The sequence below is a fragment of the Streptomyces sp. NPDC008125 genome (assembly GCF_042957125.1).
Classification (GTDB): domain Bacteria; phylum Actinomycetota; class Actinomycetes; order Streptomycetales; family Streptomycetaceae; genus Streptomyces.
In genome coordinates this window covers 256,419-268,547 of sequence record NZ_JBIBHR010000001.1, presented here as the reverse complement: position 1 = coordinate 268,547, position 12,129 = coordinate 256,419, and the positions used below count along the sequence as shown (strand labels likewise).

Below are 12,129 nucleotides of genomic sequence, written 5' to 3'. Positions count from 1 at the left end.
CCGTGTGCGGCGTGGTGGGTGTCTCGCTGACACCGCACACGGGGCAACGGCCGGCCGGCGAAGTCGCAGCCGGGATCCTGGAGCAGCTACTGCATCGCGGGCCGGACGGCTGCGGCCTCGTCGATCACGGAACCGCGGCCTTGGGGATGGCCCGGCTCCGGATCCGGAGCAGACAGCAGGACTCCGTGCCCTTCGCCGGGTCGGATGTCGTCTTCGCGTTCAACGGTGAGGTCTACCGTGCCGACGGCCGCGTGCCGCAGGGCGGTTTCGAAGAGGCCCGGCGGGCCGGCGAACCGGACGCGGCAACCGCGGTGGACGGGATGTACGCGGTGGTCAGCGGGGGCCCTGACGGGACGCTGCGGGCCGTGCGCGATCCGCTGGGCATCAAACCTCTCTACCTGCGCGAATCACCGGACGGCGTCGCTGTCGCTTCCGAGGTGGGGCCACTGGTGGATGTCTTCGGCCGGGCTCCGGTCAGGCCTGCGGCGTTCGCGCAGTTCCTGCTCAGTGGGCGCCGAGTCGTCGACGGCGGATCGTTCTTCGAGGGGATCAGAGCGGTCAGGCCAGGAGAGCGGCTGACCCTGCGCGACGGGCGGATCATGCAGTCGGTCCTGACACCTCCGAGGCCTTCTGCCCCCGGCATGCCCGAGCCGGCGGAGCTGCGGGCCGCCCTCGAGACGGCCGTCGATCAGATGCTGCTGACCGACCGCCAGGTGGGTCTTGCCGTCAGCGGTGGTTTGGATTCCACCTTGGTGGCCCGGCTGCTCGCGCGGCGCGGCGTCCGCGATCTGCCCACGGTCAGCGTCCGGCCCCAGGACACCGGCGACGGGGTCAGCGACCTCAGCGACCTGGGTCTTTCCGATGGCGTCATCGGAACCTGGCGGCACCGCTCGACTTCGTTCGGCCCGGCTGACCTGCTCGCCGGGCTGCCGGCCGCAGTCCGGTCGATCGGTGAACCGGTGGCCATGTCGAGCCTGCCGATGTACCGGGCGCTGGCGGAGCTGGCCAAGGCCAGTGGGATCACGGTGCTGCTGGTCGGTGAAGGAGCGGACGAGCTGTTCGCCGGCTACCACCGCTACCGGGCGCTCTACGCCGGTGCGTTCACGGATCCCGTCGACTTCTACCTCCCGGACGAGCGGCTGGAACTTGTCACCGCACTCCTCGGAAGAGACGCGTGTGCCGACGCCACCGGAGAGCTGAGGAGGGCGATAGGCCGATCGCGGGCGGCCGCCGCGGAACGCCACGGCATCGAGCCCGGCGTCGTCGATGTGGTACGGGAGCACGAGTACGAGCACAGCCTCGAACCGCTGCTGCGTCGCACCGACCATCTGTTGATGGCCGAGGGCATCGAAGGCAGAACGCCCTTCCTGCACGGTGGAGTCGCCGAACTCGCCAGGCGGTACCCGGCGCATTCGCTGGTGCGTGGCAGCCTGACGAAGGTGGCGCTGCGCGAGGCGTTCGCCGACCTGCTCCCGCCGTCCTACAGCGTGCAGCCGAAGCTGCCCTTCCGCGCCCCCGTTCGCGAGTGGCTACGGGGCGGCCTGCTGCCGCGGGTGGACCGGACTCTGGCCGACGCCACCGAGTCGCTGCACCAGCGCCTGGGTGTGCGGCCTGCGGGAATGCTGCTGTTGCGTGAGCGTCTGGCCGCCGGTGACGCGGTGGCCTCCACCCTGGCGTTCGCGCTGTTGTCCACCGTGGAGTGGTTCTGCTGGCTGGATGACTCCGCGGCCAGGAGCGAGGCGTCGGTCAGTGTCTAGACACCGCCGGCTGATCGTCGCGCTGCACGGGTACGGCGGGACGGGGGCGGGGATCGCCGGAGTCCTGGCCGCGGCTGCGGACGACAGCGAGGGCCAGGACATCCGCACGGTGGTCGTCGGCCCGGACGGGCCGTGCACACCCAGGTTCGCCCGGGAGGGGCAGGCCTGGTTCGAAATCTCCTCGCAGCCTTCGGTGATCGCGGAGCGGTCCCGCCGGGCCGCCCCCGCCGTGGCCGAATACATCGCGCGGATGCAGCAGCGCCACCGGGTACCGGCGCGGCATACCGGTGTCGTGGGGTTCTCCCAGGGCGCTTCGGTGGCCGCCATGGCGTTGGCCGGCTCGTCACTGTGCGAGCGCGCCGTGCTGGCCTGCGGCCGGATACCGGCTCCGGACACCGGGCACGCAGGACCTGACGTCCTGGTGGTGACCGGAGGGCGCGACCGGTTCGTGCGGCACGACGCGGTCCGCGCGGATCTGGACTCGGGATATGGTCGGCGCGCCCGCCATATCGTGCTGCCCGAACTGGCACATGAATTCACCGAAGAAGTTGCGCGGATCGCCTTGGCCTACCTTACGAGCGCGGAGAGTTGAGCTATGGACTACATCAAGGAAATGCGCAACCTGGTGGGAACCAGGCCTCTGCTTCTTCCCGGAGCACTCGTCATCGTGGAAAGGGAAGACGGAAGGATCCTCCTCACCCGGCGCACCGACACGGGTGAGTGGAGTCTGCCCGGCGGTCACATGGAGCCTGGTGAGACCATCCAGGACACGGCGCGGCGAGAGGTCCGGGAGGAGACCAACATCGAGGTCGGCGACCTGGAACTGGTCGGAATCTTCTCCGGGCAGAATTTCTACTACAAGTACCCCAACGGGGACGAAATCTTCAAGGTCACGATCGTCTATTCGGCGCCACTCCTGCCGAGCGAGGTCCGCCCCGATCTCAGCGAGGTTCTGGAACTCTCCTATTTCGACGTCGGCCGGCTGCCCGACAATCTCTTCGACCAGGAGCGCACCATCATCGAGGCGTACGCCAAGTCTCGTACGGCGGAGTAGCGGATGACGGGGCGTACCCGGCCCGAGGTCTGACACGGTACGCCCCGCAGCCTCCTCCAAGAACTTCCGTGGGGCTGCGCTACGACGAGGCCAGCCACACCCCCGACGGATCCCCGAAAGCTTCCGCGGCCCGGTCCCAGATGATCTCGCCCCGCCTGATCGTGACGTCCGGGCGACCGGTGAAGGTGGATCCCTCGTACGCGGACCAGCCGCACTTCGACTGCACCTGGTCTGCCGTCATGAACCACGTCGCCGCACTGTCGAAGACGACGAAATCAGCGTCGTACCCCACATCGAGGCGGCCCTTGCGTGAGCCGAGGCCGAACATCTCCGCGGGGTGCTGCGAGCAGAGGCGTGCGATGAGACCGAGGAGTTCGTCGGGCGTACGGTCCGGCCAGCGGCGGCGCATTCCCGTGAAGACCGCGGGCAGCAGTTCCTGAACGCCGGGCAGGCCCGGCGGGGCGTCGGCGGGGGAGAGTGTCTTCTCCTCGGCCGTGTGGGGGGCGTGGTCGCTGCCCAGGGTCGCCAGATCCTGGTGGAGCAGCGCCTCCCAGAGGCGGCTCTGGTCGTGCTCCTCCCGGATCGCGGGGCTCAGCCTGATACGGGCGCCCAGGCGCCGGGTGTCCGTCCGGGTGAACGAGAGGTGATGCGGAGTCGCCTCGAAGGTGAGGGGAAGGCCGGAGTGCCGGGCCGCTGCCAGGAGGTCGCATTCCTCGGCGGAGGAGACGTGCAGGACGTGGGCCGCGGTGCCGTACCGGCGGACCAGTTCCGCGATACGGGCCGCCGCGACGATTCCGCCGCTGCGCGGGCGGGCCGGCTCGTACGCGGAGTACGAGAGCGGCGGCGGCAGATAGGTGTCGAGGAGCGAGAAGACACCGCCGTCCTCTCCGTGGAGCACGACACGGATGCCGTGGTCCGCGGCCACAGAGAAGATCTTGCTGAGCACGCTGTGGTCGTGGATGACATCGGGGGCCGTGTGGTGGCCGGCCATGAAGACCTTGACGGAGGTCGCCACCCGCGGGTCGAGGTCGGCCAGAGCGTCCACGCTCTCCGCACGTACCCCCATGTGGAAGCGGAAGTCCACCAGAGATCTGCCCTCGATGAGGGCGGCCTTGCGGAAGGCGCCCGCCGTGTCGTGCAGGGGCGGGCGCGTGTTGGGCATGTCGATCACCGTTGTCACCCCGCCCGCGGCAGCCGCCCGGCTGCCGTGCTCCCAGTCCTCCTTGTGCGTGAGGCCCGGGGTACGGAAATGGACGTGGGAGTCGATCAGGCCGGGCAGGATGTGGCGTCCGGCGGCGTCGATCACGCGCGTGGCGGGCGGCAGAGGAGCGGTCGCGGGGAGGACCGCCGCTATCCGGCCATCCCGTACGGTGACCGTGCCCGTGCGCACACCCTCCGGGGTGACCAGCTGTCCCCCGTGGAGGACCAGGTCCAGCCGGTCCGGTTCGCGATTGTCGGTCATGGCGGGAAGCCCTCCTGGGTAATCAGCTTCAGGCAGAGTTCGTTGGTGGGACCCATCAGGCCGACAGCGCGAACGTCCCGGGCCAGTCGGTTGACGGGGTGGTCGCGCAGGAAGCCCGCGCTGCCGAGCAGTCGCTGCGTCAGCAGGCAGACCTCCTCGGCGACGGTCGACGCGATCACCTTGCTGTGCAGGGTCGCCAGACCGGGGCGGGCGTTGTCGCGGCGGCCCGCGCTCTCGACCGCGGCGCGTGCGCTCTCCACGCGTCCGGCCAGCTCGGCGAGGTGCCGGACGGCGAGGGGGTCGGCGCCGCGCTTGCGGACGTGAACCTCGGCCAGCCGGTGGACCGCGTCCGCAATCCCGACGGCGACGGCTCCGAGGGTCGCACCCGTCTCGCGGACCCCGGCGATGATGGACGCCGCCTTGCCGAGCGGGCCGAGAGCGGCTCCGGCAGGGACGAAGCAGCCGTCGAGTTCGACGGATCCCGTGGCAGAAGCCCGCATGCCCACCAGGTCCATGTCGATGTCCGCGACCAGCCCCGGTGTGTCCGCTTCGACCAGGAAGAAGCTCTGGCCGTCGCTGCCGTACGTGGTGTCCGTGGAACCGGGCCGGGAGGTCTGTGTCAGTACGAGGTACACCTGCGCGAGCCCGGCCCCGGTGGTGAAACTCTTGGAGCCGTTGAGCACCCAGCCGCCCGGCACGGCAACCGCCTCGGTGGCGATGTTGCGCTTGTCCGCGGACGCGCCCGTCTCGCTCCACGCCGACGCGGCCAGCCAACGGCCGTCGGCGAGGCGCGGCAGCCAGTGCGCGCGCTGCTCGTCGGAGGCCCATTCGGCGATCCGGGAGGTGACCGCGAAGTGCTGGAAGAGGATGATGGCGACGGACGGATCGAGGCCGGCGACCTGCTCGACGACCCGGTTCACCAGGAGGGCCCCGCCGCCGTCACCGCCGAACTCGCGCGGCACGGCCGTGGCAAGGATGCCGGATGAGCGCAGGGCGTCCAGGACGGCCCGCGGTAGCCGTCCTGCGCGGTCGGCCTCGGCCGCGTGCGCGTGCAGTACGTCGTAAAGGGCGGCGTACCGCCGGCCGAGTACGGTGCGGTCGGTGACGGCCGGTGGTGCGGTCACACCGTCAATGGCGTCCATGAGGTGGCCTCCTCAGCAGTGTCGTAGGGGTGGACAACAAGGTCGGTGAGAGGGGCGTCGGGTCCGATCGCGAACGGACCCGAGAGCAGCCGCGCCTGTTTCCTCCTGACGCTCACCCACTGGAGGAGCGCTTCGGGCTGCTGGTGATCGGACCTGACCTCCGCCACCGCGCGGCCACCGGCGGTGTCGATCTCTATGCGGGCCGAATCCTGAGCCGTCCCGCGGTGGAGGCGCCCGGGCACGGTGCCCGGCACGGTCGCGGCAGTGGCCAGGCACGTGGTGCCGGTCAGCGCGAGGGTGGGATGCCAGGAGGGGACCGAGATGGCCCGCGCGGACAGCCGGTTCTGCTCGTACGAGCCCACGGCCGCGACCTTGGGGAAGACACCGGCGGGGTCCATCTCCAGCATCGCCGAGGCGGCCCGCCTGATGCCCTGCATCTCCTCGAAGACCTCGCGCCCTGCGCCGAACAACGCGGCCCGGGTGTGCAGTCCCAGATCCTGGGCGTCGACGAAGACGTAGGGGTTTCCCAGTGAGACGAGTGAGACGTCGTACTCCGCCCCGGCCGCGGTCACCCGGTCGAGCGGGCGACCCGTCATCAGTACGCTGCTGAGCGCGGTGCCCGGCTGCTGCACTAAGTGCAGGGTGAAGCTGCCGCTGCCGCGGCGGGATTCGTCCACCTCGCAGACGATGTGGTCGCCGTTGTTGAGGACCCGCAGCCGTACGCGGTCTCCCGGCGCGGGCCGCGCCACCAGCCGTCGGGCGCCGGCGACGAGCACCGAGGCCACGATCGAGTGGCCGCAGCTGCCGTGGAAGTCAACCGCGTCGAGCGATTCGGGCAGGCACTGGACGAACCGGTAGTCGAGGTCGAACAGGGGATGGGGCGAGGCCGAGATCAGTGCGATCTTCAGGGTGTTCTGGTGCCCGTCGCGCACGAGCTGACGGCGCACCTCGGTCAGGAGCGGACGCAGCAGGTGGTCGGCTCGGGGGAGGCCTTCGGCGTCGAGCACCAGGGTCGGACACGGCGCCCCCGACGCTTCGGCGAGGTATCCGATCATGCAGCCAGCCCACCGCTCAGGGCGGCGGCCGTCGTGCGTCCCGTCGCTCCGGAACCCGTCGCCGGAGCGAACTGCTCCAGCCACAGTTCGTGGACCAACAGCGACCACAGGGCCAGCGCCGACCGGTCGTTGGGGCGGGCGGCCTGCTCGGCGAAGAGCCGGTCCACCGCAACCGGGTCGAGCAGGGCGTGCCGGCGCAGCCGCGCCGGCTCCAGCAGGTCCCGGGCGAAGGTGTGCACAGCAGTTCCCGGAACCAGCATCGCGGCGATGGGCAGCGTGAACGGCTGTTTGGGCCGTGCCAGCACGGAGTCGGGCAGCAGCCCTTCGGCGGCCGCGTACAGCACGCGCTTGACCCGGCCGTCCCGCACTTTGAACGCGGTGGGCAGGCCGGTCGCGCAGCGCACCACCGAAGGCTGGCAGAACGGCAGCCGGGCCTCGACGGAGGCCGCCATGCTCAAGTGGTCCACCCTGCGCAGGTGGTAGGCGGGCAGCCGGCTTCCGGTCTCGAATGCCGTGAGGACCTCCAGCCGGTCCCCATCAGCCGAGCCGAGCGTGTCGGCGATCCGGTCGGACGCGGACCGCCGGGACCGGATGAAGTCCCGGTAGGCGGGTGAGTACAGGTTCTCCCGCACGGCACGCGGCACGGCCGCGAGCGCGTCGAGGTACCCGGTCACCCAGTCGCCGTCGGCCGGCACGTCGAGAGCCGTCCGTATCCGGTCGTAGCCCGAGAAGAGCTCGTCCGCGGCGTCGCCGGTGAGGGCGACCCGGAATCCGGCGTCCCGCACCGCGGTGAACAGCGCGTACGTGGAGAGCGTGATCGGGTCGGCGTTGGGCTGGCCGAGGTGCCAGACGACGTCCTGGAGCAGTGCGGGGAAGTCTCCCGGGTCGATCTCCACCTGATGGTGGCGGGTCCCGCTGCGCCGGGCGACCTCGCGGGCGAAGTGCCGTTCGTCGTGCGGCCACTCGCCCGTGTAGGCAATGTTGAAGCTGTGCAGTTGCGGGGCCGACTCGGCGGCCAGGGCGGTCACCAGGCCGGAGTCCAGGCCACCGCTGGTGATCACCGAAACCGGTACGTCGGCATGGATCAGGCGTTCCGTCTCGAGGCGCAGCAGTTCGCGTACCCGGGCGGCGGCTTCCGCCAGGGTGGCGGGGGCATCGGCGGCCGGCGGCGCCGGGCGGCGGATCGGACGCAGTCCCCGGGAGCGCGTGACGGTCAGTGTCGTGGCGGGCGGCAGGACCCTGATCCCCTCGAACATCGTGCGCTCGCCGAAGGGGGTCTTGGTGGACAGATACTCGTCCAGACCTGCCTCCCGTACGCGGGCGGGGACTCCGGGGAAGGCGAGCAGGGCGGGCAGTTCGGAGGAGAAACACAGCTGCGCGGTGCGCTCGTCCCAGTGGTAGTACAGCGGCTTCATCCCCACCTCGTCGGTGGCCAGCAGCAGGGTCGGCTCCCCGCGCAGGTCCACCACGGCGATCGCGTACATGCCGTCGAGGTGCTGGGTGAAGTCCGGCCCGTACTCGGCGTACAGCGCGGGGAGTACGGATCCGTCACAGGAGTCGTCGAAGCGGTGGCCGAGCGCGGCGAGGCGTGCGCGCAGCTGGGCGTGGTTGTAGATCTCGCCGTTGAAGACGACGGCGAGGTGCGGGCCCAGCCGGTACGGCTGGGCGCCGCCGGACGGGTCCGTGATGGCGAGCCGGTTGGCGCCGAGCGCCCAGCCCGCCCCTACGGCGCAGCTCTGGGCGTCGGGGCCGCCGTGCTGCTGGACGGCGGCCACCGTCCGCAGCTCGTGGCGGGACACCTGGGCATCGAAGTGACCGAAGATTCTGCACATGCCGGACTCACCTCACCTCGGGCGACACACGGGCCCGCTGGTAGAGCATCGGATCGAAGGGGGTCGGCCCGCCGCAGGTGGCGAACCGGGGGCCGGCCGGATCCGCGCCGTCGTGCCGGGTGCCGTGCGGGACGCCCGGGGAGGCGTAGAGGACGTCGCCGGGTGCTGCGTCGTACCAGCGGTCCTCAAGGTAGAGCTGGCCCTCTCCCTCGATGACGATGAACGCTTCCTCGCTCTCGGGGTGGATGTGCACGTTGAAGTACTCGCCCGGGCTCATCACCCCGCAGTGCAGGCAGAGTTGGGGCGTGCCGGTGCCCGGCCAGAAGAGGAAGTTCATCGTGGCGGTGCGGTCGGAGGCCGCGGCGTGGCCGGTGCCGCCGAAGCCGCGCAGCTGGGTTTCCTCGTTCCACAGCGTGCTGAAGCGGCGGGGGTCCGTCCCCGGTCGTCGCCCGTCGAGCAGTCGGCTGCGCCATACGTACGCGGTGAGAGTGCCGCCCGTGTGCGCGGTGAGCGAGTACGAGTCCCCCGTGGGCGCGTACACGGCGCTCGCTCGCGCGATCTCGGCCTTCTCGGTGCCCGAGGTCGCGGTGCCCGAGCCGTCGAAGACGACAACGACGTTCTCCTCGTCCGGAGCGTCCCGGGGGTGCCACTCGGCGCCCGGCGGCACCCGGACCACGTCGAGGCGGACGATGCGTGCGCCTAGGCCGGGGCCCACGGCGGTGGCCACGTCGCATCCGTTCTCCGGCCGGAACTCCAGTCCGGCCGCCCGGACTATGGCCCCGTTCGCTCGCTCGGCGGTCATCCGGCACCCTCCTCGGATGCCGGGACGCCACCCTTGCCCCAGTGGCTCCGCTCCACATCACGGACGATCACGGTGACCGCCTCGGCCGGGCAGCCGGCGATGCGGGACACCGAAGCGGTGACCTCCTCGATCAGTTCGCGGCGTTGCTCGTGCTCGGTTCCACTCCACCAGTCGACGGTGACAACAGGCATGGCAGGGCCTTCCATGGGGCGGGTACGGGAGAAGGGGCGCGGGAGCGCCGGTGCGAGCCGGACGACGGGTCAGACGACCTCGGGCGAGAGCCCCGCGGCGATGTAGAGGTTCGCGTCGTACGGCACGGGGCCGCCGACGGAGATGAACTGCGGGGCCGCGTCGGGGCCGTCGGGGTTGCGGGTGCCGTGCAGGACCCCGGAGCGGGCGTACACGCCGTCGCCGGGCTCCATGTCGAGCCACTGGTCACCGAGGAAGAACTGGCCGCGGCCCACGAGGGCGAACAGGGCATCCTCGGCGCCCGGGTGTCCGTGGATGTTGAAGGTGTTCCCCGGAGCGGCCACCCCGCTGTTGATGCACAGGTGGGCGCAGCCGTTACCGGGCCAGTGCGGGAAGTTCATGTACGCGCGGGACTCGTTGTCGACCGGGGCGATCTCGCCGGTACCGGCGAACTTGCGGATGGCCGAGGTCGAATCGTGCACGGTGTTGAAGAGCGTGGGGGCGGTGCCGCGCGGTGCGCCCTCGGGGAGCGGAGCCCGCCAGAAGTACACCGTCAGCTCCTCGCTCGTGGCGGTGAAGGAGACGGGGCGGCCGGTGGGCGCGTAGGCGGTGGAGCCGCCGCTCACGTCGGTGGTCTCGCCGCCGACCTGGGCGCGTCCCAGGCCCTCGAAGACGATGGCGGTGGTCTCTTCGGTGGTGTACTGGTCGGGCCTCCAGCTGGCGCCCTGCGGGATCCGTACGATGTCGACGGAGACGTACTCCGCTCCGACGTGCGGGCCCACGGGACGGCTGATCAGGCAGCCGGCCTCCTCGGTGAACTTCAGCTCCTTGCGGCGGATGATCAGGCCGAAGTCAGGGTGCTGCGCCATGGTGGTTCCTCTCGGTGGAGTGGGACACAGGGTGGGCGGATCAGGGTGCCGACACGTGGCGAGTGACGATCGACGCCAACTCGCCCATGGGCCGGTCCAGGGCCGCGTCGAGGGCGGGCACGAGCCGGTCGCCGTACAGCCCGGCGTACAGCGGCAGCGATGGTTGGCCGCCCTGTTCGGTGAGGGCCGCGCCCAGTTCTCCGGGCAGCGGCAGCAGCCGGTCGAGGCTGATGCCGGCGACCCCGAGGAACTGCGGCGGCTTGTGGGGCTCGCCGAGCTCCGCGAAGAACCGGGACAGGACACCGGTCATCTCCGGCTCGTACGACGCCATCCGGTCGGCGCCGATGGCAGCGGAGGGGCCCATCCGATGGGCATGCCCGACGTTGATGTAGTTCGGGCAGATCAGGGTGGTCTCGGGCCGCAGCGGATCGGGGGCGCCCAGCTGTCCGGCGGCGTCGGCGGTCAGTTCCTGGAGCAGGTGGTCAGGACCGATCCTGCGGAGTGTGAAGCCCTGCCGGTAGAGGGTTTCGTGCCAGCGGGGGAACTGCCCCTGACGCAGGGAGAACGCGTTCATGAGGTCGACGGGGATCTCGACGGTTCCGTGCGGGAGGTGCAGGCCCACCTCCCGCTCCAGGGCCATCCGGTACATCATCGCGAAGTAGGCGAAGTTGGTGGCGTGCCGGGCCAGTCGCACGGCCCGTGCGTCGCAGGGCGCGAGTTCCCCGCCCTCGGGCGCCTCCGTGCCCGTGGCCTGACCAGGTACGGGCTGGGTCAGCAGAACCCGGTGCTTGAAGCGGGGTTGCTTGCTGAACAGCTGGGTGCGTGCGAGCCGTCCCCGTGCGTTCAGCCGCCACCAGACGTGCGGCTTCCAGCGGTTGTCGCTGAGGTTGTTGTGGGTCAGCTGGGTCCGCAGGTGTGATCCCTCGCCGCCGTCGGCGCTGCCCGCGGTGGCGGTCAGCAGCCGCAGGCAGAACCAGGGAAAAGTGACCATGGGGGCGAAGGCGTTCATGCTCACATGGGTGGAACTGTGCACCACCATCGGTGAGTTGATGAATCGGTGCAGGGAGCCGTCGTCCCAGCCGAGCAGGGCTCGTACCTCGTCCCTTTCGGCGGCCGGGGCCCGGTGGACCCGCTGCTCGTTCTCCCGTACGAACTCGGCCAGTTCCTGGCGGCGTTCGCGCGTCCCGGAGTCGGGGGGCCCGGCCGGCTGGAAGGCGCCGATCGCCTCGCCGAGCGTGGGGCCCGCTGGTGCGGCGTCGGGCCGCGCCGGGCCGGGGGCGACGGTCAGGGGCGTACCGGTCAACGCCCCGCCTCCTCGGCCGGCTTGACCGCGACCACGGCCCAGGTGCGATGCGGGGCGCGCAGGACGTCACCGGGGAAGCGGTCACGCACGATGCCGCCCAGATCGGCGGTGAACGCCTCGACCCGCTCAGCGGTGAGGCTCGCGCCCACGCCGGCCCGGATCCGCCCGGTCCATGCCTGCGGGGTGTACGGCACGTCGAGATCGAAGGGGAACGTCTCGATGGCGCCGAAGCCGGCGGTGGCCCTGGGAGCGTCGAACCAGTGCCGGCACTGGCCGGCCGACACCACGTCGAACGAGGCGTCGGGAAGCCCGGTGTCCTCGGCCGTGGCCACCTCGTACGCGATCTCCACGGCGGCCTCCCGGTCGAGTCCCCGTGCCTGTTCGAGCAGTGCGGCGGCGTGGGCCGATTCCGGTGACCCGTGCCCCGGCCCGGGCGAAGAGCCGGGCGAGACTGCCGGTCCCGATGCCGAGGTCCAGCACGTCCCGGTCCCGCACCTCGGCTCCGAGGCGGCGAGCCGCTCGACGATCTCCGGAGGGAAGCCGGCGCGGTGACGGGTGCAGTCCTCGGCCGTCAGTCCGAAGTCCGGGTTTATTTCAGTGGACACGCAGCCCTCCGGTTCTGTGCGTACGGAACGGATGTGCGGGAAATTCAATTGATCAACGG

General features: G+C 70.9%; 12 protein-coding genes. 3 read left to right on the top strand and 9 right to left on the bottom strand.

The window, feature by feature from the left end; translation table 11 throughout:
* Positions 1-2: 2 nt before the first annotated feature.
* From ACFZAX_RS01110 to ACFZAX_RS01100, 3 genes are read left to right on the top strand one after another with little or no spacing between them, the layout of a single operon-like run.
* Complete coding sequence (locus tag ACFZAX_RS01110; RefSeq protein WP_390957815.1) at positions 3-1,757, top strand: asparagine synthase-related protein; 1,755 nt, start codon at positions 3-5, stop codon at positions 1,755-1,757.
* Complete coding sequence (locus ACFZAX_RS01105; RefSeq protein WP_390957813.1) at positions 1,750-2,349, top strand: alpha/beta hydrolase; 600 nt, start codon at positions 1,750-1,752, stop codon at positions 2,347-2,349. The genes ACFZAX_RS01110 and ACFZAX_RS01105 overlap by 8 nt, the downstream gene beginning before the upstream one ends.
* A gap of 3 nt (positions 2,350-2,352) precedes the next feature.
* Positions 2,353-2,811 carry an NUDIX domain-containing protein gene (locus ACFZAX_RS01100; RefSeq protein WP_390957811.1) on the top strand — a complete coding sequence of 153 codons (459 nt, stop codon included), beginning with the start codon at positions 2,353-2,355 and terminating at the stop codon, positions 2,809-2,811.
* A 79-nt stretch (positions 2,812-2,890) separates the two neighbouring features.
* Here the strand turns inward: ACFZAX_RS01100 and ACFZAX_RS01095 are convergent, their stop codons facing one another.
* From ACFZAX_RS01095 to ACFZAX_RS01055, 9 genes are all read right to left on the bottom strand, one after another.
* Positions 2,891-4,273 carry a dihydroorotase gene (locus ACFZAX_RS01095; RefSeq protein WP_390957810.1) on the bottom strand — a complete coding sequence of 461 codons (1,383 nt, stop codon included), beginning with the start codon at positions 4,271-4,273 and terminating at the stop codon, positions 2,891-2,893.
* Positions 4,270-5,415: an acyl-CoA dehydrogenase family protein gene (locus tag ACFZAX_RS01090; protein ID WP_390957809.1), complete on the bottom strand. Its 1,146-nt coding sequence runs from the start codon at positions 5,413-5,415 to the stop codon at positions 4,270-4,272. Before ACFZAX_RS01090 ends, ACFZAX_RS01095 begins: the two co-directional genes overlap by 4 nt.
* The gene (locus ACFZAX_RS01085) at positions 5,394-6,470 is read right to left on the bottom strand and encodes a PrpF domain-containing protein (protein WP_390957807.1); all 1,077 of its coding nucleotides are present in this window, start codon (positions 6,468-6,470) and stop codon (positions 5,394-5,396) included. Before ACFZAX_RS01085 ends, ACFZAX_RS01090 begins: the two co-directional genes overlap by 22 nt.
* The gene (gene asnB / locus ACFZAX_RS01080) at positions 6,467-8,302 is read right to left on the bottom strand and encodes an asparagine synthase (glutamine-hydrolyzing) (protein ID WP_390957803.1); all 1,836 of its coding nucleotides are present in this window, start codon (positions 8,300-8,302) and stop codon (positions 6,467-6,469) included. Before asnB ends, ACFZAX_RS01085 begins: the two co-directional genes overlap by 4 nt.
* 7 nt (positions 8,303-8,309) lie before the next feature.
* Positions 8,310-9,104: a cupin domain-containing protein gene (locus tag ACFZAX_RS01075; RefSeq protein ID WP_390957802.1), complete on the bottom strand. Its 795-nt coding sequence runs from the start codon at positions 9,102-9,104 to the stop codon at positions 8,310-8,312.
* Positions 9,101-9,295: a tautomerase family protein gene (locus ACFZAX_RS01070; protein ID WP_390957799.1), complete on the bottom strand. Its 195-nt coding sequence runs from the start codon at positions 9,293-9,295 to the stop codon at positions 9,101-9,103. Before ACFZAX_RS01070 ends, ACFZAX_RS01075 begins: the two co-directional genes overlap by 4 nt.
* Positions 9,296-9,364: 69 nt before the next feature.
* Positions 9,365-10,162, bottom strand: coding sequence for a cupin domain-containing protein (locus tag ACFZAX_RS01065; protein WP_390957797.1), 798 nt, complete (start codon positions 10,160-10,162; stop codon positions 9,365-9,367).
* A gap of 40 nt (positions 10,163-10,202) precedes the next feature.
* Positions 10,203-11,465, bottom strand: coding sequence for a hypothetical protein (locus ACFZAX_RS01060; RefSeq protein ID WP_390957795.1), 1,263 nt, complete (start codon positions 11,463-11,465; stop codon positions 10,203-10,205).
* Complete coding sequence (locus tag ACFZAX_RS01055; protein WP_390957793.1) at positions 11,462-12,070, bottom strand: methyltransferase domain-containing protein; 609 nt, start codon at positions 12,068-12,070, stop codon at positions 11,462-11,464. The genes ACFZAX_RS01060 and ACFZAX_RS01055 overlap by 4 nt, the downstream gene beginning before the upstream one ends.
* Positions 12,071-12,129: the final 59 nt, after the last annotated feature.

What these genes read in the sequence shown, in the direction of transcription:
- ACFZAX_RS01065 (WP_390957797.1), bottom strand. Translation starts at nt 10,162, where the DNA reads ATGGCGCAGCACCCTGACTTCGGCCTGATCATCCGCCGCAAGGAGCTG.
- ACFZAX_RS01090 (WP_390957809.1), bottom strand. Translation starts at nt 5,415, where the DNA reads ATGGACGCCATTGACGGTGTGACCGCACCACCGGCCGTCACCGACCGC.
- ACFZAX_RS01100 (WP_390957811.1), top strand. Translation starts at nt 2,353, where the DNA reads ATGGACTACATCAAGGAAATGCGCAACCTGGTGGGAACCAGGCCTCTG.
- ACFZAX_RS01075 (WP_390957802.1), bottom strand. Translation starts at nt 9,104, where the DNA reads ATGACCGCCGAGCGAGCGAACGGGGCCATAGTCCGGGCGGCCGGACTG.
- asnB (WP_390957803.1), bottom strand. Translation starts at nt 8,302, where the DNA reads ATGTGCAGAATCTTCGGTCACTTCGATGCCCAGGTGTCCCGCCACGAG.
- ACFZAX_RS01070 (WP_390957799.1), bottom strand. Translation starts at nt 9,295, where the DNA reads ATGCCTGTTGTCACCGTCGACTGGTGGAGTGGAACCGAGCACGAGCAA.
- ACFZAX_RS01095 (WP_390957810.1), bottom strand. Translation starts at nt 4,273, where the DNA reads ATGACCGACAATCGCGAACCGGACCGGCTGGACCTGGTCCTCCACGGG.
- ACFZAX_RS01085 (WP_390957807.1), bottom strand. Translation starts at nt 6,470, where the DNA reads ATGATCGGATACCTCGCCGAAGCGTCGGGGGCGCCGTGTCCGACCCTG.